General features: G+C 60.6%; 19 protein-coding genes and 1 other RNA gene. 2 read left to right on the top strand and 18 right to left on the bottom strand.

The features are described from left to right. Positions 1–71: 71 nt before the first annotated feature. The 18 genes from lpxC to rsmI form a co-directional block, all read right to left on the bottom strand. Positions 72–983 carry a UDP-3-O-acyl-N-acetylglucosamine deacetylase gene (gene lpxC, locus F2P67_RS15130; protein WP_007916984.1) on the bottom strand — a complete coding sequence of 304 codons (912 nt, stop codon included), beginning with the start codon at positions 981–983 and terminating at the stop codon, positions 72–74. Positions 984–1,095: 112 nt separating this feature from the next. Then, the gene (gene ftsZ / locus F2P67_RS15125; RefSeq protein ID WP_016986475.1) at positions 1,096–2,292 is read right to left on the bottom strand and encodes a cell division protein FtsZ; all 1,197 of its coding nucleotides are present in this window, start codon (positions 2,290–2,292) and stop codon (positions 1,096–1,098) included. Between the two features lie 67 nt (positions 2,293–2,359). After that, positions 2,360–3,619, bottom strand: coding sequence for a cell division protein FtsA (gene ftsA / locus F2P67_RS15120; protein WP_166221289.1), 1,260 nt, complete (start codon positions 3,617–3,619; stop codon positions 2,360–2,362). A 15-nt stretch (positions 3,620–3,634) separates the two neighbouring features. Continuing rightward, positions 3,635–4,501 carry a cell division protein FtsQ/DivIB gene (locus tag F2P67_RS15115; protein ID WP_166221287.1) on the bottom strand — a complete coding sequence of 289 codons (867 nt, stop codon included), beginning with the start codon at positions 4,499–4,501 and terminating at the stop codon, positions 3,635–3,637. A 4-nt stretch (positions 4,502–4,505) separates the two neighbouring features. Beyond that, the gene (locus F2P67_RS15110) at positions 4,506–5,480 is read right to left on the bottom strand and encodes a D-alanine--D-alanine ligase (RefSeq protein ID WP_166221285.1); all 975 of its coding nucleotides are present in this window, start codon (positions 5,478–5,480) and stop codon (positions 4,506–4,508) included. After that, the gene (murC, locus tag F2P67_RS15105) at positions 5,477–6,937 is read right to left on the bottom strand and encodes a UDP-N-acetylmuramate--L-alanine ligase (RefSeq protein WP_166221283.1); all 1,461 of its coding nucleotides are present in this window, start codon (positions 6,935–6,937) and stop codon (positions 5,477–5,479) included. Before murC ends, F2P67_RS15110 begins: the two co-directional genes overlap by 4 nt. Continuing rightward, a complete protein-coding gene (gene murG / locus F2P67_RS15100; protein ID WP_166221281.1) occupies positions 6,930–8,000 on the bottom strand; it encodes an undecaprenyldiphospho-muramoylpentapeptide beta-N-acetylglucosaminyltransferase in 1,071 nt (356 codons plus the stop codon). Before murG ends, murC begins: the two co-directional genes overlap by 8 nt. Next, on the bottom strand, positions 7,990–9,207 hold the full coding sequence (gene ftsW / locus F2P67_RS15095; protein ID WP_103306213.1) for a putative lipid II flippase FtsW: 1,218 nt from the start codon (positions 9,205–9,207) through the stop codon (positions 7,990–7,992). Before ftsW ends, murG begins: the two co-directional genes overlap by 11 nt. Further along, positions 9,204–10,550: a UDP-N-acetylmuramoyl-L-alanine--D-glutamate ligase gene (murD, locus tag F2P67_RS15090; protein WP_166221279.1), complete on the bottom strand. Its 1,347-nt coding sequence runs from the start codon at positions 10,548–10,550 to the stop codon at positions 9,204–9,206. The genes ftsW and murD overlap by 4 nt, the downstream gene beginning before the upstream one ends. Before the next feature lie 5 nt (positions 10,551–10,555). Further along, the gene (mraY, locus tag F2P67_RS15085; protein ID WP_007956769.1) at positions 10,556–11,638 is read right to left on the bottom strand and encodes a phospho-N-acetylmuramoyl-pentapeptide-transferase; all 1,083 of its coding nucleotides are present in this window, start codon (positions 11,636–11,638) and stop codon (positions 10,556–10,558) included. Next, complete coding sequence (locus F2P67_RS15080; RefSeq protein WP_166221277.1) at positions 11,638–13,005, bottom strand: UDP-N-acetylmuramoyl-tripeptide--D-alanyl-D-alanine ligase; 1,368 nt, start codon at positions 13,003–13,005, stop codon at positions 11,638–11,640. Before F2P67_RS15080 ends, mraY begins: the two co-directional genes overlap by 1 nt. Next, positions 12,998–14,461 carry a UDP-N-acetylmuramoyl-L-alanyl-D-glutamate--2,6-diaminopimelate ligase gene (locus F2P67_RS15075; protein WP_166221275.1) on the bottom strand — a complete coding sequence of 488 codons (1,464 nt, stop codon included), beginning with the start codon at positions 14,459–14,461 and terminating at the stop codon, positions 12,998–13,000. Before F2P67_RS15075 ends, F2P67_RS15080 begins: the two co-directional genes overlap by 8 nt. Beyond that, positions 14,461–16,200: a peptidoglycan D,D-transpeptidase FtsI family protein gene (locus tag F2P67_RS15070; protein ID WP_178120934.1), complete on the bottom strand. Its 1,740-nt coding sequence runs from the start codon at positions 16,198–16,200 to the stop codon at positions 14,461–14,463. Before F2P67_RS15070 ends, F2P67_RS15075 begins: the two co-directional genes overlap by 1 nt. After that, a complete protein-coding gene (ftsL, locus tag F2P67_RS15065; protein WP_085700842.1) occupies positions 16,200–16,493 on the bottom strand; it encodes a cell division protein FtsL in 294 nt (97 codons plus the stop codon). The genes F2P67_RS15070 and ftsL overlap by 1 nt, the downstream gene beginning before the upstream one ends. Next, on the bottom strand, positions 16,490–17,437 hold the full coding sequence (gene rsmH / locus F2P67_RS15060) for a 16S rRNA (cytosine(1402)-N(4))-methyltransferase RsmH (RefSeq protein ID WP_166221271.1): 948 nt from the start codon (positions 17,435–17,437) through the stop codon (positions 16,490–16,492). The genes ftsL and rsmH overlap by 4 nt, the downstream gene beginning before the upstream one ends. Beyond that, complete coding sequence (gene mraZ, locus F2P67_RS15055) at positions 17,434–17,889, bottom strand: division/cell wall cluster transcriptional repressor MraZ (RefSeq protein ID WP_007917012.1); 456 nt, start codon at positions 17,887–17,889, stop codon at positions 17,434–17,436. Before mraZ ends, rsmH begins: the two co-directional genes overlap by 4 nt. Positions 17,890–18,291: 402 nt before the next feature. Next, an RNA gene (gene rnpB, locus F2P67_RS15050) (RNase P RNA component class A) lies at positions 18,292–18,645 on the bottom strand. Positions 18,646–18,718: 73 nt separating this feature from the next. Continuing rightward, a complete protein-coding gene (gene rsmI, locus F2P67_RS15045) occupies positions 18,719–19,624 on the bottom strand; it encodes a 16S rRNA (cytidine(1402)-2'-O)-methyltransferase (RefSeq protein WP_166221269.1) in 906 nt (301 codons plus the stop codon). 177 nt (positions 19,625–19,801) lie between these two features. Between rsmI and F2P67_RS15040 the strand changes: the two genes are divergently transcribed. Continuing rightward, complete coding sequence (locus tag F2P67_RS15040) at positions 19,802–21,613, top strand: penicillin-binding protein activator (protein WP_166221267.1); 1,812 nt, start codon at positions 19,802–19,804, stop codon at positions 21,611–21,613. Next, a complete protein-coding gene (locus tag F2P67_RS15035; RefSeq protein ID WP_166221265.1) occupies positions 21,613–21,975 on the top strand; it encodes a YraN family protein in 363 nt (120 codons plus the stop codon). Before F2P67_RS15040 ends, F2P67_RS15035 begins: the two co-directional genes overlap by 1 nt. Positions 21,976–22,074: the final 99 nt, after the last annotated feature.

Raw genomic sequence — 22,074 nt, 5'->3', positions numbered from 1 at the left:
CCTTACAAAAACCACAGGCATAAAAAAGGCCATCCGAGGATGGCCTTCAAAAAACTAGAGAGGTTTTTTACTTACACCGCCGCAACCGGGCGCATGTAAGAGATTGGTGCGGTGCTGGCGTCTTCGAACGTCACCACTTCCCACGCATCTGTCTGCTCAATCAACTTGCGCAGCAGCTGGTTGTTCAGTGCATGACCGGACTTGAAGCCTTTGAACTCACCAATCAGGCTGTTGCCCAGCAGGTACAGATCGCCAATTGCATCGAGGATCTTGTGCTTCACGAATTCGTCTTCATAGCGAAGGCCGTCTTCGTTCAGTACGCCATCGGCATCGACCACGATTGCGTTTTCAACGCTACCGCCGAGTGCGAGGTTGTGCTTGCGCAGGTACTCGATGTCACTCATGAAACCGAAAGTACGCGCGCGGCTGACTTCTTTTACGAACGAAGTGCTGGAAAAATCCACGCTTGCACTTTGGGTGCGGTCCCGGAAAACCGGGTGATCGAAATCGATCTCGAAGCTCACCTTGAACCCTTCGAAAGGGACGAAAGTGGCGCGCTTGTCGCCGTCTTCCACTGTCACTTCACGCAGGATGCGGATGAATTTCTTGGCGGCGTCCTGTTCTTCCAGGCCTGCCGATTGAATCAGGAATACGAAAGGTCCAGCGCTGCCATCCATGATCGGGACTTCGGACGCGGAGAGCTCGACGTAGGCGTTATCGATGCCCAGGCCAGCCATGGCCGAGAGCAAGTGCTCTACCGTGTCCACTTTGACGTCGCCGTTAATCAGCGTCGTCGACATAGTGGTTTCACCGACGTTTTCCGCGCGGGCAGGAATCTGCACCACAGGGTCGAGGTCAGCGCGACAAAACACAATGCCAGTGTCGACAGGCGCAGGCTTGAGGGTCAGATAGACCTTCTCACCGGAGTGCAGGCCTACACCTGTGGCACGGATAATATTTTTCAGTGTGCGTTGTTTAATCATGGCTTGGGCCGCTTCAGCGCAAATTGCGAACTGGTATCAACAAAGGCTGGCGATGATAGCAGACCATGCCTTTGCTGAACACCAATCACCTTCATAGCCCTGATACATTCCATCAATCAGCCTGACGACGCAGGAAAGCCGGGATGTCCAGGTAGTCCAGGTCATCTTGCGGATTCATCTTCGCGGCAGCCGCAGCACCGGCCTGAGCCTGGTTGCGCATGACGGTCGGACGGTCCAGATCACGGTAGTTCACCGCTGGCGCTTCCTGACGGGCCGGAGCCGGTTGCTGCACCTGAGCCGAAGCCATGGAGGTGTGAACGGTGTTGTCGATGACCTTCACAGGCTTCTCGATTTTCGCGCCCAGACCGGTGGCAACCACGGTCACGTGCAGTTCGTCGCGCATGTCCGGATCGATAACGGTACCGACCTTGACCATCGCGTGCTCGGAAGCGAAGGCTTCGATGATCGAACCCACGTCGGAGTACTCACCCAGGGACAGGTCAGGACCGGCAGTGATGTTCACCAGGATGCCACGCGCACCTTGCAGGTTCACGTCTTCCAGCAGCGGGTTGCGGATGGCCGCTTCGGTAGCTTCACGTGCACGGTTCGGACCGCTGGCGCAGCCAGTGCCCATCATCGCCATGCCCATTTCGCTCATTACGGTACGCACGTCGGCGAAGTCGACGTTGATCATGCCCGGACGCTTGATGATGTCGGAGATACCGCGAACGGCACCGGCCAGTACATCGTCAGCCTTGGCGAAAGCCGACAAGAGGCTTGCGTCTTTACCGAGGATGGTCAGCAGCTTCTCGTTGGGAATGGTGATCAACGAGTCGACGCTTTCCGAGAGCATGCGGATGCCTTCATCGGCGATCTGCATACGCTTGCGGCCTTCGAACGGGAACGGACGGGTCACGACCGCAACGGTCAGGATGCCCATTTCCTTGGCCACTTCGGCGATGATCGGTGCAGCACCGGTACCGGTACCGCCGCCCATGCCGGTGGTGATGAACACCATGTTGGTGCCCTGCAGGACTTCGGCAATGCGCTCACGGTCTTCGAGAGCGGCCTGACGACCTACTTCAGGGTTGGCGCCGGCGCCCAGACCTTTGGTCACACCGGTGCCCAGTTGCAGAATGGTACGCGCGCCGATGTTTTTCAGCGCTTGAGCATCAGTGTTGGCGCAGATGAATTCAACGCCTTCGATGTTGCTCTTGACCATGTGGTTGACAGCGTTGCCGCCGCCACCGCCAACACCGATAACTTTGATTACCGGGCTTGCGGGGATGTTGTCTACGAGTTCGAACATTTTCCCTCTCCTTACATTCTCTAGTTTTTTCGCCTACTGCTGTTTGTTGCGGTGCTGCGGTAAAGCTTTAGAAATTGCCCTGGACCCACTTCTTCAGTCGGTCGAGCAACGGCGCCTGTGGCTCGTCGTTGCTGTAGCTGTCGCGGCTGCCGATGCCGGAGAACGAAACCCCGTCGGACTGCTTTTGCAGGCCGTACATCAACAAGCCAACGCCAGTGGAATAAATCGGGTTGCGCACCACGTCATCGAGGCCTTTGACGCCGTGCGGCACGCCCAGACGAACCGGCATGTGGAAGATTTCTTCGGCCAGCTCGGTCGCGCCTTCCATCTTCGAGGTACCGCCGGTCAGGACGATGCCGGCCGGGATCAGGTCTTCGTAGCCGCTGCGACGCAGCTCAGCCTGAATCAGGGTGAACAGTTCGTCGTAACGTGGCTCGACCACCTCGGCCAGAGCCTGACGCGACAATTCGCGCGGTGGACGGTCGCCGACGCTCGGTACCTTGATGGTTTCGCCGGCACCGGCCAGTTTGGCCAGGGCGCAGGCGTAACGGATCTTGATCTCTTCGGCATACTGGGTCGGGGTGCGCAACGCCATAGCTATGTCGTTGGTCACCTGGTCACCCGCAATTGGGATCACGGCCGTGTGACGGATCGCACCTTCGGTGAAGATCGCCATGTCGGTGGTGCCGCCGCCGATGTCGACCAGGCATACGCCCAGTTCTTTTTCGTCGTCGGTCAGTACCGAATAGGCGGACGCCAGTTGCTCGAGAATGATGTCGTCGATTTCCAGACCGCAGCGGCGCACGCATTTTTCAATGTTCTGTGCAGCGTTGACGGCGCAGGTGACCACGTGAACCTTGGCCTCCAGACGTACGCCGGACATGCCCAGTGGCTCGCGAACGCCTTCCTGGTTATCGATCACGTAATCCTGCGGAAGGGTGTGCAGCACGCGCTGGTCTGCCGGGATCGCCACGGCCTGGGCGGCGTCGAGCACACGCTCAAGGTCGGCCGAGCTGACTTCGCGATCACGGATCGCGACGATGCCGTGGGAGTTCAGACTGCGGATGTGATTACCCGCCACGCCGACGAACGCCGAGTGAATGCGGCAGCCCGCCATCAATTGGGCTTCTTCGATCGCGCGCTGGATCGATTGCACGGTGGACTCGATATTCACCACCACGCCCTTTTTCAGGCCGCGGGACGGATGCGTACCGATACCGACGATTTCCAGCGTGCCGTCGTCCGAGACCTCGCCTACCAGCGCCACCACTTTGGAGGTGCCGATATCCAGACCGACGATCATTTTGCCGCTTTGCACGTTTGCCATGGGTCCTGCCTCTTCTTAATTCTTTGCGACAGCGGGTTGGGCTGTCGTCGGCGCTACAGGTTCCCGCCAGCCAACGGCAAGGCCGTTGGCGTAGCGCAGATCGATGCGCGCAATGTTCGTAATCTGATCTTTAAGCGTCTTGTCATAGATGGCGATGAAGCGGCGCATCTTTTCCACCAGGTTGCCGCGTCCCAGCAGCAACTCGATGCCGGGGCCGGAACTGCCGGCACCGGTGGTCAGGAACCAGCTGCCGCGTTCACGCAACTCCAGGCGTGCAATCGAGAAGCCCAACGGGCGCAGCATCTGGCTCAGCACCTGATACTGCTGCATCACTTGCTGCTGGGCCCGTTGGGGGCCGAACAGCTGTGGCAGGTGTTCGTAGTTCGCCAGTTCCTTTGGCGTAAACGCCTGGCCCTGGTTGTTCAACAACGACTCGTCGCCCCAACGGGCCACCGGCAGTTGTTCTTCGAGGCGGATCACCACTTGATCAGGCCACACCCGCCGCACCTCGGCGTGGGCGATCCACGGCATCTGCTCAAGCTCGGTGCGCATGCCCGCCAGGTCGATGGTGAAGAAGCTCGATGCCACGTACGGGGCGATCCGCTGCTGCACCGCTTGCTGGCTGATGTAACTCAGGTCGCCCTGCACGGCGATCTTGGTGATCGGCCGATCGGCGTATGGCAGCAAACGCTGCGCACCTTCGTAAGTCCCGAACCCGAGCACCACCAGCAGCACCGGCCAGAACAGGCTTTTCAGAAAGCTGAAATTGGCTTTCGGCAGGCGCGCGGACATCGGCTCTTTGGCCACCATTCGGCTGGCACCCCGCGGCACCGGCTTGCGGCCGGGTGCGGGTGGCTGATGTCTGAGCTGTGCGCCTTGCATGGTCTTAACCTCGCGCCTCTTTTTTGCCGTCGGCATCGACACTGGCTGCCAGGATGGCCAGAACCAGTTGCTGGAAATCCAGGCCGGCAGCCTTGGCCGCCATCGGTACCAGACTGTGATCGGTCATGCCCGGTGCGGTATTCACTTCCAGGAACCAGAACTGCCCGTCGGCGTCCTGCATCACGTCCGCCCTGCCCCAACCGGCAATACCCAGTGCCTCACAGGCCTTGGCCGTGAGATCCATGAGTTCCTGTTCCTTTGCGGCATCCAGCCCGCACGGAATGCGGTACTGGGTATCGTTGGCGATGTACTTGGCGTCGTAGTCGTAAAACGTGTGCGGTGTACCCAGGGCGATTGGAGGCAACACCTGGTCACGCAGGGTGGCGATGGTGAACTCCGGACCTTGAATCCATTGCTCGACCAAGACTTGCGAATCGTAGGTACTGGCCGCTTTCCATGCGTCGATCAACTCGGACGCAGAACTCACTTTGGCCATCCCGATACTTGAACCTTCATGCGCCGGTTTGACGATCAAAGGGAAGCCCAGTTCCGTCGCGGCAGAAATACAATCGGCTTCGCTGCACAGCACGGCGTGACGCGGCGTCGGAATCCCGAGCGTGTGCCAGACCTGCTTGGTGCGCAGTTTGTCCATCGCCAGTGCGGAGGCGAGGATGCCGCTGCCGGTGTACGGGATCCCGGCAACTTCGAGCAGGCCCTGCATGCTGCCGTCTTCACCGCCACGGCCGTGGAGAATGATGAACGCGCGGTCGATTTTCTCGCTGAGCAGACGCTGCAGAATGTCCGCGCCGACATCAATCCCGAACGCGTCCACACCCGCGCCTTGCAGTGCAGTGAGCACAGCGTTGCCGGACTTCAGCGAAACCTCACGCTCGGCACTCAGGCCACCGAACAGCACGGCAACGCGGCCGAAGTCTTTCGGCGCAATAGTGGAGAACAGGTTGGCGTAGGCAGCAGTCATTTCAACTTCCCCTCGACCGACGCCACCACGGCGCCAGCGAACAATTCACTTTTCAACAGCTTCGGCGCGAGACCGCCGATATCACCAGCGCCCTGACACAGCAGGATGTCGCCGGCACGCAGCAGCGGCTTGACCAGCGGCGCCAGGTCGACGCCACGCTCGATGTAGATCGGGTCGAGCTGACCGCGCTGACGAATGCTGTTGCACAACTTGCGGCTGTCGGCGCCCGGGATCGGCTCTTCGCCGGCCGGATAGACTTCCATCAGCAGCAGCACGTTGGCATCGGCCAGTACATTGACGAAGTCGTCGTACAGGTCGCGGGTGCGGCTGTAGCGGTGCGGCTGGTAAACCATCACCAGACGGCGCTCCGGCCAGCCACCGCGAACGGCTTTGATCACGGCCGCAACTTCGGTCGGGTGGTGACCGTAGTCGTCGACCAGCATCACGTTGCCGCCGTCCACCGGCAGTTCGCCGTAGACCTGGAAGCGTCGGCCGACGCCCTGGAACCCGGACAGGCCCTGAACGATGGCTTCGTCGCTGACGCCTTCGTCGCTGGCGATGCAAATGGTCGCCAGGGAATTGAGCACGTTGTGGTTGCCGGGCATGTTCACCGACACTTCCAGCGGCTCGCGGTCAGGGCGCAGCACGGTGAAGAACGTCTGCATGCCTTGCTGACGCACATTGATCGCGCGCACATCGGCGTCTTCGCTAAAGCCGTAGGTCACGGTCGGACGTTTGACCAGCGGCAGGATTTCGCGCACCACCGGATCGTCCAGGCACATCACTGCCAGACCGTAGAACGGCAGGTTGTGCAGGAACTCGACGAAGGTTTTCTTCAGTTTGTTGAAGTCACCGTCGTAGGTCGCCATGTGGTCGGCGTCAATGTTGGTGACCACGGCCACCAGCGGTTGCAGGTGCAGGAAACTCGCATCGCTTTCGTCGGCTTCAGCGATCAGGTAACGGCTGGTACCCAATTGTGCATTGGTGCCCGCAGCGTTCAGGCGACCACCGATAACGAAGGTCGGGTCCAGGCCACCAGCGGCGAACACCGAAGCGATCAGGCTGGTGGTGGTGGTTTTGCCGTGAGTGCCGGCAACGGCGATGCCGTGGCGATAGCGCATCAGCTCGGCGAGCATCTCGGCACGCGGCACCACCGGAATACGGCGCTCCAGTGCGGTTGCGACTTCCGGGTTGGACGTGTTGACGGCGCTCGACACTACCAGCACATCGGCAGCGGCGGCGTTCTCGGCGCGGTGGCCGATGAAGATTTTTGCGCCGAACGATTCCAGACGCTCGGTCACCGGCGAAGCTTTCAGGTCGGAACCGGACACTTCATAGCCCAGGTTCAACAACACTTCGGCGATCCCGCACATGCCCACGCCACCGATACCGACGAAGTGGATGCGACGGATACGGCGCATTTCCGGTTGTGGCATGGCTTTCTGATTCTCAACCATGGGCCACCTCCAGACAGGTATCGACCACGCTACGGGTGGCATCGGGTTTCGCCAGACGGCGGGCCGCTTGGGCCATTTCTTCAAGTCGTTGCGGTTGCATCAAGACCTCTGTCAGGCGCGCGGCAAGGTCCGCGGCACCAGTCGTTCTTTGCGGCATCAGGAAGGCAGCGCCTTCGCGGGCCAAATAATCGGCGTTGCGGGTCTGGTGATCGTCGATCGCGTGGGGCAGAGGCACCAGCATCGAGGGCAGACCGGCGGCAGCCAGCTCACTGATGGTCAACGCGCCTGCACGGCACACCACCAGGTCAGCCCAGCCATAGGCTTGGGCCATGTCTTTGATGAACGGCTGCACCTGCGCGTCCACGCCGGCGGCGCGGTAGCGCTCTGCAGTCACTTCATCGTGGTTTTTGCCGGCCTGATGAAACACTTCCGGGCGCAAATCGGCAGCGACTTGGGCCAGGGCTTCAGGCAGCAACTTGTTCAACGGTTCTGCGCCCAGGCTTCCGCCGAGGATCAGCAAACGCGCTTTGCGGCCGGCCAGAGCCGGTCGCGATGTTTCGAGGAACAGCTCGCTGCGCACCGGATTTCCGGTGGTACGGCGGGTGTCCGACAGAGTAAAGGTGTCGGGGAAGGCTTCACACACCCGGGCGGCGAACGGCACCAGCAACCGATTGGCGGTGCCGGCCACGGCGTTCTGCTCGTGAACGATCACCGGCACGCCGGCCAGTTTCGCAGCAAGACCACCGGGGCCAGTCACATAACCACCGAAGCCGACCACACACACTGGCTTCAAACGGCGAATGATCGCCCGCGCCTGCCACACCGATTTCAGCAGCATGAACGGCGCCTTGAGCAGCGACAGCTTGCCCTTGCCGCGCAGGCCGGTAGCGTTGATGCGGTGCAGTTCCAGCCCTGCGGCCGGCACCAGGTCGTTTTCGATCCCGCGTGGCGTGCCGAGCCAGTGCACGGTGTAGCCGCGCGCCTGAAACTCGCGGGCACAGGCCAGCGCCGGGAATACGTGGCCGCCGGTTCCGCCGGCCATGATCAATACGTTAGCGCCCATGATTCGGCTCCTCGGCGAAGTCGCTCTCATGGAATTCCATCTCTTCACTGCCCAGGTGGGTTCGACTCTCCCACTCGATCCTCAGCAACAAACCGAGACAGGCGCAGCAAATCACCAAGGAACTGCCGCCATAACTGAGGAATGGCAGGGTCAGACCCTTGGTTGGCAGCAGACCGACGTTCACGCCGATGTTGATCAGGAACTGACCGATCCACAGGAACGACAGGCCATAAGCCACATAAGCGGCGAAAAATTGTTTGGCTTTCTCTGCCCACAGACCGATGTACATGCCGCGAATACACACGAACACAAACAACGCCACGGTGCACAACGAACCGACCGCGCCGAGTTCTTCAGCCAGAACCGAGAACACGAAGTCGGTGTGCGCTTCCGGCAGGTAGAACTGCTTCTGCACGCTGTTGCCCAGGCCTACGCCCAGCCACTCGCCGCGACCGAACGCGATCAGCGCTTGCGACAGCTGATAACCGGCGCCGAACTGGTCGGCCCACGGGTCGGCGAAGTTGGTCAGACGCGCCATCCGGTACGGTTGCATCTGAATCAGCAAGACCACCGCCCCGACCGCCAACACCACCATCAGCGAGAACCGGAACAGTCCGACCCCGCCAAGGAACAGCATCGCCGCCGCGGCACCCATCATCACGACGGTGGCACCGAAGTCCGGCTCCATCAGCAACAGGCCGGCCATCGGCAGCAGCACGATGAACGGCTTGAAGAAGCCCATCCAGCTCTCACGGACTTCTTTCTGACGCCGCACCAGGTAACCGGCGAGGTAGATCACCACGAATACCTTGGCGATTTCGGACGGCTGCACGTTGAAGAAGCTGAAACCGATCCAGCGCATCGAACCGTTCACTTCACGGCCGATGCCCGGGATGATCACCATCACCAGCAACCCGAATGCCCCGATCAACATCAACCAGCCCAGACGCTGCCAGGTCGCAATCGGAATCATCATGGTAACGATGCAAGCGCCCAGACCGAGAACCACGTAGATCAAGTGACGGGTCATGTAATACAACGCGCTGCCCGACTGCGCGGCACCCACCTCGGTCGATGCCGAAGCAATCATGATCAGGCCGAGGCCGAGCAGTGCCAGGCAACCGGCGAGCATCGGGAAGTCGAGGTCGATGCCACGCCCGGTAATGATCGGCGACGGGTACGGCTTGATGATATTGCGCAGACTCATGCCAGATCCTCCACAGCGCGGACGAACTGGTGACCACGGTCTTCGTAATTCTTGAACATGTCGAAACTGGCGCAGGCCGGCGACAGCAGCACCACATCGCCCGGTTGCGCGGCGGCGCGGCATTGTGCGACGGCATCGACCAGCGAGGTGGCGCGAACCAATGGCACGGCATCGCCGATGGCATCACCGATCTTGTCGGAGTCGCGGCCCATCAGGATCACGGCGCGGCAGTTGGCCGCGACCGGATCGCGCAGATCGTTGAATTCGGCACCCTTGCCATCGCCGCCGGCGATCAGGATGACCTTGCCGTCGATGTCCGCACCCAGACCCTCGATGGCCGCCAGTGCAGCGCCAACGTTGGTGGCTTTGGAATCGTTGTAGTAAGCGACTCCGTCGAGATCACGCACCCATTGGCAGCGATGCTCGAGACCAGCAAAGGTACGCAGTGCCGCGAGCATGGCGTCGAACGGCAGCCCGACCGCATGCCCCAGCGCCAGCGCCGCGAGGGCGTTGGACTGGTTATGCGCGCCGCGAATCTTCAATTCACGTACCGGCATCAGGTTCTGGAATTCGAAAGCAAGGTACATCTCGCCGTCTTCTTCGCGAATACCGAACGCCTTGAAATCCGGTTTGGTCAGGCCGAAAGTCCAGCATGGCTGGCCCTCGCCGATCAACGGACGGGTCAGCGCATCCTGACGGTTGACCACGAACTGTTTGGCGCCACGGAAGATCCGGTGCTTGGCCAGATGATAAGCCGGCAGGCCGCTGTAGCGATCCATGTGGTCTTCGCTGATGTTCAGCACGGTGGCCACTTCGGCGTTGAGCTGGTCGGTGGTTTCCAGCTGGAAGCTCGACAGTTCCATCACGTACAGCTCGACATCGTCGCTGAGCAGATCCAGCGCCGGCGTGCCGAGGTTGCCGCCCACTGCCACGCGCTTGCCGGCAGCAGCCGCCATCTCGCCGACCAGAGTGGTGACGGTGCTTTTTGCGTTGGAACCGCTGATCGCGACGATCGGCGCCTGCGCGTTACGCGCGAACAGCTCGATGTCGCCGGACAGCTTCACGCCACGGGCCGCAGCGGCTTGCAGGGCCGGGGTCGCCAGCGCCAGGCCGGGGCTCACGTAGAGCTCGTCGGCACGGCACAGGAATTCGACGTCCAGCTCGCCACAACGCACTTCCACGTGCGGATAGTCACGCTTGAGCGTGGCCAGTTCCGGTGGATTTACCCGCGTATCGGCCACGGCAAACGACGTGCCCCGGTTCGCCAGGAAGCGAACCAGGGACATGCCGCTCTTGCCGAGGCCGACAACGATGCGGAAGTGGTCAGAAGCGATCAGAGACACTCGTTCTACCTCAGCTTCAGGGTGGCAAGGCCGATCAGCACGAGAATCACGGTGATGATCCAGAAACGGACGATCACACGCGGCTCGGGCCAGCCCTTGAGTTCAAAGTGGTGGTGTATCGGTGCCATGCGGAACACACGGCGACCGGTCAGCTTAAAGGAAGCAACCTGAATGACGACTGACAGGGTTTCCATCACGAACACGCCGCCCATGATGAACAGAACGATTTCCTGACGGACGATCACCGCGATGGTGCCCAAAGCTGCGCCCAACGCCAGTGCGCCAACGTCACCCATGAACACTTGCGCCGGATAGGTGTTGAACCAGAGGAAGCCCAGACCGGCACCGATCAGCGCGCCGCAGAACACGATCAGCTCGCCCGCACCCGGCACGTAAGGGATCAGCAGGTATTCGGCGAATTTCACGTTACCCGACAGGTAGCAGAAGATGCCCAGGCCACCGCCGACCATTACGGTTGGCATGATCGCCAGACCGTCGAGGCCGTCGGTCAGGTTGACCGCGTTGCTCGAACCGACGATCACAAAGTAGGTCAGCACGATGAAACCGGCACCCAGCGGGATGCTGTAGTCCTTGAGCATCGGCAGGATCAGCGTGGTTTCCACCGGGGTGGACGCGGTCATATAAAGGAAGATCGCCGCGCCAAGACCGAACACCGATTGCCAGAAGTACTTCCAGCGGCTCGGCAAGCCACGGGAGTTCTTCTCGATGACTTTACGGTAATCGTCAACCCAGCCGATGGCGCCGAACAGCAGGGTCACCAGCAGCACGACCCAGACGTAACGGTTGCTCAGGTCAGCCCAGAGCAGAGTGCTGACGCCGATCGAAGACAGAATCAGCGCGCCGCCCATGGTCGGCGTACCGGATTTGGACAGGTGCGATTGCGGACCATCGTTACGAACGGACTGACCGATCTGACGGTTCTGCAAAGTGCGGATCATCCACGGGCCATAGCACAGCGACAAAACCAGCGCGGTCAGCACACCGAGGATCCCGCGCAGGGTCAGGTACTGGAAGACCGCGAAGCCTTTGTAGAACTGTTGCAGATACTCCGCTAGCAGCAGCAGCATTAATGTTTCTCCAGACTGGACCCGCACAGAGCCGCAACGATGTTTTCCATCGCTGCACTGCGCGAACCCTTGATCAAAATGGTGGTGTTTGTGTCCTGCTCGGCGTCGAGGGCCTGGATCAGTTCGGCTTGCGTGCCGAAGTGATGCGCCTGTTCACCGAAAGCGTTTACGGCGTGAACCATGTTCGGCCCAACGGCATAAAGCGCGGAAACCTTGCCCCGGGCGTACTCGCCCACGTCGCGGTGCCCCTGCTCCGCCCAATCGCCCAACTCGCCGATGTCTCCGAGCACCAGGACGGTGCGGCCGGAAAAGCCGGCGAGTATATCAACGGCGGCGCACATCGAGGTGGGGTTTGCGTTGTAAGTGTCATCAATCACGCGCATGCCGTTTTTCGCCAGTTGCGCGACGGTGCGGCCCTTGACCGGTTGCACGGCGCCAAGCCCGGTGGCGATGCCGAACAGCGACACGCCCAAGGCGTGTGCAGCAGCGGCGGCGGCCATGGCATTGGCGACGTTGTGGGTGCCGAGCAGGTTCAGTTGAACGCGCTCGATACCTTCAGGTGTGTGCAGATTGAAGGCCGGGCAACCCCGGGCATCGGTGCTCAAATCACTGGCGTAGAAGTCAGCCTGCGCATTGCTCAACGCGAAGGTCAGCACCTTGCGAGCGCCCGCACGGAGCTTCCAGATGCCGAAAGCCTTGTCATCCAGATTGAGCACGGCGACGCCATCGGCCGCCAACCCGTCGATGATCTCGCCCTTGGCTTCAACGATTTTTTCCGGCCCGCCAAACTCACCGACGTGAGCGGTGCCGGCATTGTTGAGGATCGCTACATGCGGCTTGGTCAGGCCTACGGTGTAGGCGATTTCGCCCAGACGCGAGGCACCCAGTTCGATCACGGCCGCCGTGTGTTCCGGGGCCAGTTCGAGCAGGGTCAGCGGCGCGCCGAGGTCGTTATTCAGATTGCCACGGGTCGCCAGCACCGGACCGCGCGTGCGCAGGATGCTCGCGAGCATTTCCTTGACCGTGGTCTTGCCGCTGGAACCGGTAATCGCTGCAACTGGCTGAGTGAACGCAGCACGGTTCAAGGCGCCCAACTGGCCCAGAGCCTGACGGGTATCTTTCACCAGCAATTGCGGCAAGGTGCTGTCGGCGACTTCACGCTCGACCAGCGCAGCCACGGCGCCTTTTGCAGCCACGTCATTCAAATAGTCATGACCATCGAAACGCGGGCCGGTCAGGGCAATGAACAGTTGACCAGGCTGAATCGCCCGGCTGTCGATGCTGACGCCGTCGAAGCTGGCATCGCCGCTGATCAGACGCGCGTCGAGCGCGTTGGTCAGCTCGCTGAGTTTCAGAGCCTTAAGCATGGGCCACCTCCCACGCGGTCAGGGCGTGATCGGCCTCGACCAGATCCGAGAAGGCATGGCGCTCGCCGTTGATTTCCTGATAGTCCTCGTGACCTTTACCGGCCAGGACAATCACGTCATCGGCCGAAGCGCCGGCAATCAATTGCGCGATGGCCTGACCACGACCAGCGACGAAAGCGACTTTATCCACAGCGGTAAAACCGGCACGGATGTCATCGAAAATCACTGCCGGGTCTTCGGTACGCGGATTGTCATCGGTGACCAGCACTTGATCAGCCAGACGCTCGACCACTTCGGCCATCAACGGACGCTTGCCGCGATCGCGATCACCACCGCAGCCGAACAGGCACAGCAGCTGACCTTTGACGTGCGGGCGCAATGCCGTCAGGACTTTTTCCAGTGCGTCCGGTGTGTGAGCGTAATCGACCACCACCAAAGGTTGAGTGCCACCACCGAGACGCTGCATGCGACCGGCCGGGCCTTCAAGTTTTGGCAGCACTTTGAGAATTTCGTCGAGCGCGTAGTCCAGACCGAGCAAGGCGCCGACCGCAGCCAGTACGTTACTCAAGTTGAAACGGCCGAGTAGCGTGCTGCGCAGATGATGTTCGCCCTGCGGCGTGACCAGCGTGGCGCGCACACCGTGGTCGTCGAACTGCGCTTCGCGGCAGAACAGGTAAGCGCTGCTGTCGAGCAGGCTATAGGTGATCAGCCGCGACTCGCGTTTTTCAGCGGCCAGTTGTCGACCGAAATCGTCGTCGAGGTTGACCACGCGGCACTTCAGATCATTCCACGCGAACAGCTTGGCCTTGGCCTCAGCGTACGCCGCCATGGTGCCGTGATAATCCAGGTGATCGCGGGACAGGTTGGTCATGACGGCGACTTCAAATGCCAGCGCAGTGACGCGGCCCTGATCCAGACCGTGGGATGAGACTTCCATGGCCACGGCTTTGGCACCGGCCTTCTTCAGATCGCCCAGCGTCGCTTGCACGGCAATCGGATTCGGCGTGGTGTGCAGACCGCTTTGCAGTGCGCCATAAAAACCGGAACCCAGAGTGCCGACAATGCCGCAGTGCTGGCCGAGCAGATCCAGTGCCTGCGCGACCAGTTGGGTCACGCTGGTTTTGCCGTTGGTGCCGGTCACGCCGATCAGGTTCAGGTGATGGCTTGGCTCACCGTAAAAACGCCCGGCAATGTCCGACAGCTGCGCCGCCAGCCCCTTGACCGGAATCAGCGGCACGTCGGTGATCGGCAGCACAGTGGCGCCTTCCACTTCATAGGCCACTGCCGCCGCGCCACGCGCCAATGCATCGGCAATGTGCGCACGGCCATCGAATTTGCCGCCAGGCACTGCGAGGAACAGGTCGCCCGCGCGTACGTTACGGCTGTCCAGCGCCAATTCACGGATCAACAGATCGTGGCCGGCGTGGGGGAATATCTTGTTCAGACTTAATGACATCAGCCGCGCCCTCCATTGGCTTTCAGCGGAACGACCGGGGTGGCGTTGGCTTGTTGTGTCGTCGGCAGGTTGTCCGGGGTCACGTTCATCAGGCGCAAAGTGCCGGACATCACACGGCTGAACACCGGCGCCGAAACCAGACCACCGAAGTAACCGGCCTTGGACGGTTCATCGATTACCACAACGATTGCGTAACGCGGATCGCTCATCGGGCCGAAGCCGGCAAACAGCGAGCGGTAAGAATTCTCGGCGTAGCCCTTGGTGCCCACCGACGTCTTGCGCGCAGTACCCGATTTGCCAGCGACGTGATAAGCCGGCACTTGCGCACGGAACACGCCGCGCGGTGCTTCGATCACCTGAGTCAGCATGCCTTGCATGGTTTTCGCGACGGCTTCCGGGAGCACTTGTGTGGTCTGCGGCGGCTTGTCGGTTTTGATTAGGGTCAGCGGCGCGAGACGACCGTTGTTGGCCAGTGCCGAGAAGGCGTGCACCAACTGAATCGCGGTCACGGAAATACCGTAGCCGTAGGACAGCGTGGCGGTTTCCGCCTTGCGCCATTCACGGTAGTTCGGCAGGTTGCCGACACGTTCACCCGGGAAGCCGAGGCCGGTGTCCTGGCCGAGACCGACTTTCTGTGCGAGGCGGAAAATGGTTTCGCCGCCGATATCGAACGCGACCTTACTCATGCCGACGTTACTGGAATTGATCAGAATGCCGGTCAGGTCAAGCACCGGACCTTCGGTCTTCGATACGTCCTTGATGGTGTACTTGCCGATCTGCAGAGAGCCCGGGTAAACCTCGACGGTATCGCTCGGCTTCCAGCGACCGGTTTCGATGGCGGCACTCATCGAGATGGCTTTCATGGTCGAACCCGGTTCGAACACGTCGATCATCGCGCGGTTACGCATCATCGCCGGTTGCAGGTTGCGGCGGTTGTTCGGGTTGTAGGTCGGCTGGTTGACCATGGCCAGAATCTCGCCGGTCTTCACGTCCATGATCACCAGACTGCCAGCCTTGGCGCCGTTCTCGATGATCGCGTTACGCAGTTCGCGGTTGGCCAGATATTGCAGACGCAGGTCAATGGACAACGCCAAGGGCTTGCCGGCCTTGGCGTTTTTGGTGACCTGGACATCCTTGATCAGCCGTCCGCGCCGATCCTTGATGACCTGCCGTTTGCCCGGCACCCCGGCGAGCCATTCGTCATAGGCGAGTTCGACACCTTCACGACCGTGATCGTCGATGTCAGTAAAACCGACCATATGCGCGGTCACTTCACCGGCCGGATAGAACCGGCGGAATTCTTCGATGCCGTACACGCCCGGCACTTTCAGATCGAGCACGGCCTGGCCCTGCTCGGGGGTCAGCCCGCGCACCAGGTAAATAAATTCTTTGTTGGCTTGCGCTTCGAGGCGTTCGGCCAGGGCTTTGGGATCTTGCCCAAGCGCCGCCGCCAGTGCCGGCCATTTTTCTTTGGCCGTTTGCATTTCCTTGGCGTTGGCCCACAGCGTGGTCACCGGGGTACTCACGGCCAAAGGCTCACCGTTGCGGTCGGTGATCAGACCACGGTGTGCCGGAATCGGGATGTGACGAAGACTGCGCGCGTCGCCCTGACCTTTGAGGAAGTCACGGTCAACCACTTGCAGGTCGATGATGCGCCAGCAGATCGCCGCGACCATCACACCGAGCAGTGCCACCATCAGACGGAAGCGCCACGGAAACAGAGCGCCTTCAAGTTTCATCATGGCGCCACCATCTTCACGTCAGCCGCGCCCGGGATGTGCATTTTCAGTTGTTCGGTGGCCAGCACTTCGATCCGGCTGTGCGCGGTCCAGGTGCTTTGTTCGAGAATCAGACGCCCCCACTCGGCTTGTGCCTTGTCGCGCACGCTGAGTTCGTTATAAAGGGTGTTGAGCAACTGCCGGTTCCAGTGCGCGCTGTAAGACACGCCGATGGCCGACACGAGCACGCCGATAAACAGCAGCAGCATCAGAAAGCTGCCGCCGGGCAGTGGCTTGGCGAAAAGCTTGCTCACCGCAACTTCTCCGCGACGCGCATGACAGCGCTACGGGAACGTGGGTTGGCTTTGAGTTCGGCGTCGGAGGCCGTCTGCGCTTTGCCATGGATTTTGATTTTCGGTTCGAACGCCACGTGGCGAACCGGCAGGTTGCGCGGCAGGTTGTCGGCTTCGCCTTTTACCAGTTTGCGCATGAACAGTTTGACGATGCGATCTTCCAGCGAATGGAAGCTGATCACCACCAGACGACCGCCGATTTCCAGGGCGTCCAGTGCAGCTTCAAGTCCGGCTTCCAGATCGCCCAGTTCGTTGTTGACGTGAATGCGCAGCCCCTGGAATGCACGGGTGGCCGGGTTCTTGCCCTTCTCCCATGCCGGGTTGGCGACCTTGAGCACTTCCGCCAGATCGGCGGTGCGCTCGAAAGGCTTGATATCACGACGCTCGGCGACGGCGCGAGCCATGCGACCGGAGAAACGTTCTTCGCCGTATTCCTTGAACACCCGGGCAATTTCTTCCACCGGTGCAGTGTTGACGAATTCGGCAGCGCTGATGCCGCGGGACGGATCCATGCGCATGTCCAGCGGGCCGTCGTTGAGGAAACTGAAACCGCGTTCAGCGTCGTCGAGTTGCGGCGAGGACACGCCAAGGTCGAGCAGGATGCCGCTGACCTTGCCGGCCAGACCGCGCTCGGCAACGACCGAGCCGAGCTCGGCAAAGCTGCGCTGCACAACGACAAAGCGGCCGTCTTCGGCCGCTAGCGTTTGCCCGGTGGCAATCGCTTGTGGATCTTTGTCGAATCCGATGAGCCGGCCATCCGGCCCGAGCTGGCTGAGGATCAACCGGCTATGCCCGCCGCGTCCGAACGTACCGTCCAGATAGCAGCCATCAGGACGTACGGCGAGAGCCTCGACGGCTTCGTCAAGCAGTACGGTGATGTGGTTAAAGCCGCTATCAATAGTCACAGGATCAAATCACGCAGTTCATCAGGCATCGCGCCCGGTTGTTGAATAGCAGCAAGGTCAGCGGCAGATACCGCGTTCCATGCATCCTCGTCCCACAATTGGAACTTGTTCAGTTGGCCTACCAGCATTGCGCGCTTATCCAGTTTGGCGTACTCGCGCAGACGCGGCGGAACCAGAAAACGACCACTGCCGTCGAGTTCGAGGTCGACGGCATTACCAATCAATAAACGCTGAAGGCGACGGTTCTCTTCGCGAAGCGAAGGAAGTGCGCGCAACTTGGTTTCAATAATTTCCCACTCGTCGAGCGGATAGACACACAAACACGGATCAACGGCATCAATGGTCACGATCAATTGGCCGGAACTGCGCGAATCGAGCTCGTCACGGTACCGGCTCGGCATGGCGAGACGGCCCTTTGCGTCGAGACTGATAGCGTTAGCTCCGCGAAACACGTCTGCGTTTCTCCAATTTTTATCGTTTTGAGCTCAAAAAACCCACTTCATGCCACTTTCCGCCACTTGCGCACACTATAGGAATGCGCCCACCACACCGTCAAGGCGCGGATTAAAGGAAAACCCTTACAGAACGGAGATTTAGGAGCATAAAAGGAGGAGTAACGACAATCTGGCGGATACTTTCGACCTATAACTTGATGCAGCACTGAAAGCTGCGCTCGAAAGTTAAAGTGATTTGTTAAGAGTAAGATTTTTTCGGTATTACAAAAGCGCTTCTGCTGTTGATTGAAGCAAGGTGGGAAATGGCTATTACTGCATTTGCCGCTGCCGGACTTTCAGAGCAGGCCTGCTGATATTACACAGCCCTGATCCATTAGATTCAAGCAGGGAAAGAAAAAGGTGGAGAGTCGATCTGTAAGCCGGGTTCTGTCTTGAACAGTCATTCGTCTACGATGGCCATCACTGGACATCTTTAGCAACCTACCCGGTCCCAGCGCGGGCCACGCCTTGGGACCCTATTTGGTCTTGCTCCAAGTGGGGTTTACCTAGCCACGAACTGTTGCCAGACGTGCGGTGCGCTCTTACCGCACCTTTTCACCCTTACCGGCGCTTGCGCGCTTAGGCGGTTATTTTCTGTGGCACTTTCCGTAGGCTCACGCCTCCCAGGCATTACCTGGCACTTCGCCCTATGGAGCCCGGACTTTCCTCCCCCCCCTAATTTTCATAGAGGGCAGCGACTGTCCGATCGACTCTCCGCCGCGCAGGTTAACGGCAGAGCGGCCGAAGAACAAGCGCTAATAGCCTCAAGACCGTTATGGGCGACGGCTTACACGTCTTTCTGTTTATCCAGCGCGACCTGGTACAGGACGTTTTTGCGCTCACCGGTGATCTGCGCAGCCAACGCGGCGGCACGCTTGAGTGGCATCTCTTCGAGCAACAGATTGAGCACACGCATGGCCTCACTGCTGACCGCATCTTCCGACTCCGGCGGCGTCCAGCCAGCCACCAGCACCACGCACTCCCCGCGCTGCTGATTGCTGTCGGACTCGACGAACGCACGCAACTCGGCCAGCGGCAGGCCCTTGAGCGTTTCGAAGGTTTTGGTGATCTCGCGCGCGAGCAAGGCCTGACGCTCACCGCCAAACACCGCCTCCATATCTTGCAAACATTCGAGGATGCGATGCGGGGCTTCGTAGAAAATCAGTGTGCGCGGCTCTTCTTTAACAGCCTCCAGGCGCGCCTTGCGCCCAACCGACTTGGCCGGCAGAAACCCTTCGAAGATAAAGCGATCGGACGGTAGACCTGCAGCCGACAGCGCCGCGATCAGCGCGCAGGCACCCGGCACCGGCACCACATTGATCCCGGCAGCGCGGGCCTGACGCACCAGGTGATAGCCTGGATCGGAAATCAGCGGCGTGCCGGCATCGGAAATCAACGCGACGTTATCGCCCGCCAGCAGACGGGTAATAAAGCGGCTACCTTCATCTCGTTCGTTGTGCTCGTGGCAAGCCGCCAGCGGCGTGGCAATCCCGAAGTGCTGCATCAGTCGCGCCGAGTGACGCGTGTCCTCGGCAGCAATCAATGCCACTTCACGGAGAATTTTCAGTGCCCGGGCGCTGATGTCGTCCAGGTTGCCGATGGGCGTCGCCACCACATAAAGCGAGCCAGCAGCGGAATTCGAAGGACCTGGAGCAGTCAAAGCGCACACCTCATGAACGGTAAAAGCCGGCATTGTAACGCGTCACGAGGCTTGCGATGCGTTCCGGGCCACCCCGGTTTTGTGCATAACCCAGCCGCGCCGCAACATTTACTCCAGCTAAATTGACTGATTCACGCCAGCAACATCGCGCCCCGGCCAGTGCTTGGGTACAATTCCACGCTAATTTGATCGAGTATCAGGAACACTTACATGATCGCTTGCCTGCGGCTGTTCACTGCCCTCTGCCTCGCTGCCCTGTTGGCGGCTTGCGCCAGCTCCCCTTCCTCCAGCCTTGGCGAACTTCCACGGACCCCGGATGCCAGCATCGAGCAACTGCTCGAACAGGCCAGCCAGGCGAAGACGCCGGAAAAAGCCGCCCTGTTGCGCCTGAGCGCAGCCGACCTGGCTTATCGTCAGGGCAATGCCGGACAGTCCGCGCAAATCCTGCAACAAGTGCCGATGGAGCAACTGAAGCCCGGCCAGCAGATTTTTGCCAGCACCCTGTCCGCCGAGCTGGCCATGACCCGCAACCAGCCGAAAGCAGCGCTGACGGCGCTGAGCCACCCAAGCCTGCAACATTTGGGTGAAATGCCTGAAGAGCAGCAAGTACGCACCGGCACCGTTCACGCCCGCGCCCTTGAAGCCGATGGCCAGACACTGGCTGCCGCCCGCGAGCGCATCTTCATTGCACCGATGCTGCAAGGCGAAGCCGCGAGCAAGAACCACGAAGCGATCTGGACGCTGATCGCCTCGCTGCCGACCGATCAACTGCAACCCAATACCACCGATGACCTCGGCGGCTGGATGGGTCTGGCGATGGCCGTGAAAACGGCTGGTACGCTGGAGCAGCAACAAGCCGCGATCGACAACTGGCGCAAACAGAATCCAAAGCACCCGGCCGCGATCAACCTGCCGTTGCCGCTGACCAAACTCAAGGAGCTGGCGAGCCAGCCACTGAGCAAAATCGCCCTGTTGCTGCCGCAAGACGGCCCATTGGCCTCGGTCGGCAAAGCGCTGCGCGAAGGTTTCATGGCGGCGCACTACCAGGCCCAACAGGCCGGTCAGCAACCGCCAGCCATCCAGTTTTACGACAGCTCGAAACTGACTTCGATGGACGAGTTCTATCGCAAGGCCCAGGCTGATGGCGTGCAACTGGTCGTCGGTCCGCTGGAAAAACCGCTGGTCAAACAACTGAGCACTCGTCCGCAATTGCCGATCACCACGCTGGCGCTGAACTACAGCGAAGGCGATCAAGGCCCGGCGCAATTGTTCCAGTTTGGCCTGGCCGCTGAAGACGAAGCTCGTGAAGTGTCCCGTCGCGCTCGTGCCGATGGCCTGCACCGCGCCGCCATCATGGTGCCGAAAGGCGAATGGGGCGACCGTGTGTTGCGTGCGTTCAGCCAGGACTGGCAAGCCAATGGTGGCAGCATCGTTGCCACCGAACGTGTTGATCAGCCCGTGCAACTGGCTCAGCAGATCGCCGACATGTTCCAGCTGCGCCAAAGTGAAGCCCGTGCCAAGAGCCTGCAGAACGCGGCCGGCACCAACGTTGCCGCACAGCCTTCGCGTCGTCAGGACATCGAGTTCATCTTCCTCGCTGCGACCCCGCAACAGGCGCAACAGATCAAACCAACCCTGAACTTCCAGTACGCCGGTGACGTTCCGGTTTACGCGACCTCCCACGTGTACAGCGCCAGCGGCGACGTGAACCAGTACAACGACATGAACGGCATTCGCTTCTGCGAAACCCCATGGCTGCTGGAAACCAGCGACCCACTGCGTCAGCAAGTGGTAGCACAGTGGCCGCAAGCGGCAGGCAGCCTCGGCCGCCTGTATGCCATGGGCGTGGACGCCTATCGACTGGCACCGCGTCTGGGCCAGCTCAAAGCCCTGCCGGACAGCCGCATTGACGGTGAATCGGGCAGCCTCGGCATGACCCAGACCCAGCGCGTTGTACGTCAGTTGCCTTGGGCGCAGTTCGTCAGTGGTCAGGTTCAGCGCCTGCCGGACACTCCTCGCTGATGCCCGACAGGTCACGCTCGCAAAGCGGCAAGGATGCCGAGCGTCAGGCGCTCGAGCATCTGCAAGCCCAGGGTCTGCGCCTGCTGGCGCAGAACTGGTTATGCAAACGCGGCGAGCTTGATCTGGTCATGCTTGATGGCGATACAGTAGTATTCGTTGAAGTCCGCTACAGAAAAAACACCCAATGGGGTGGCGCGCTCGCTAGCATCGATGAGCGCAAACAGCAGAAACTGATTTTCGCTGCACAGTATTTTCTTCAGCGCGAGTCGCGTTGGGCCAATTCCCCCTGCCGCTTCGACGTGGTGGCCATCGACAGCCATCCGAATCAGCTGAACTGGTTGCAGAATGCTTTCGACAGTTGATCGCCTGCACCCGATCCGGACAATTTCACCCGACAACTTTTGCTCTTTGCTTTGCGGGCTGCACATTCATGTGCTGAACAGCCGCGCTACTTAAGGTCA

This window comes from Pseudomonas atagonensis (assembly GCF_011369485.1).
In the GTDB taxonomy this organism is placed as follows: Bacteria; Pseudomonadota; Gammaproteobacteria; order Pseudomonadales; family Pseudomonadaceae; genus Aquipseudomonas; species Aquipseudomonas atagonensis.
The sequence above is the reverse complement of the archived record's forward strand: the minus strand, read 5'-3'. Positions and strand labels throughout refer to the sequence as shown.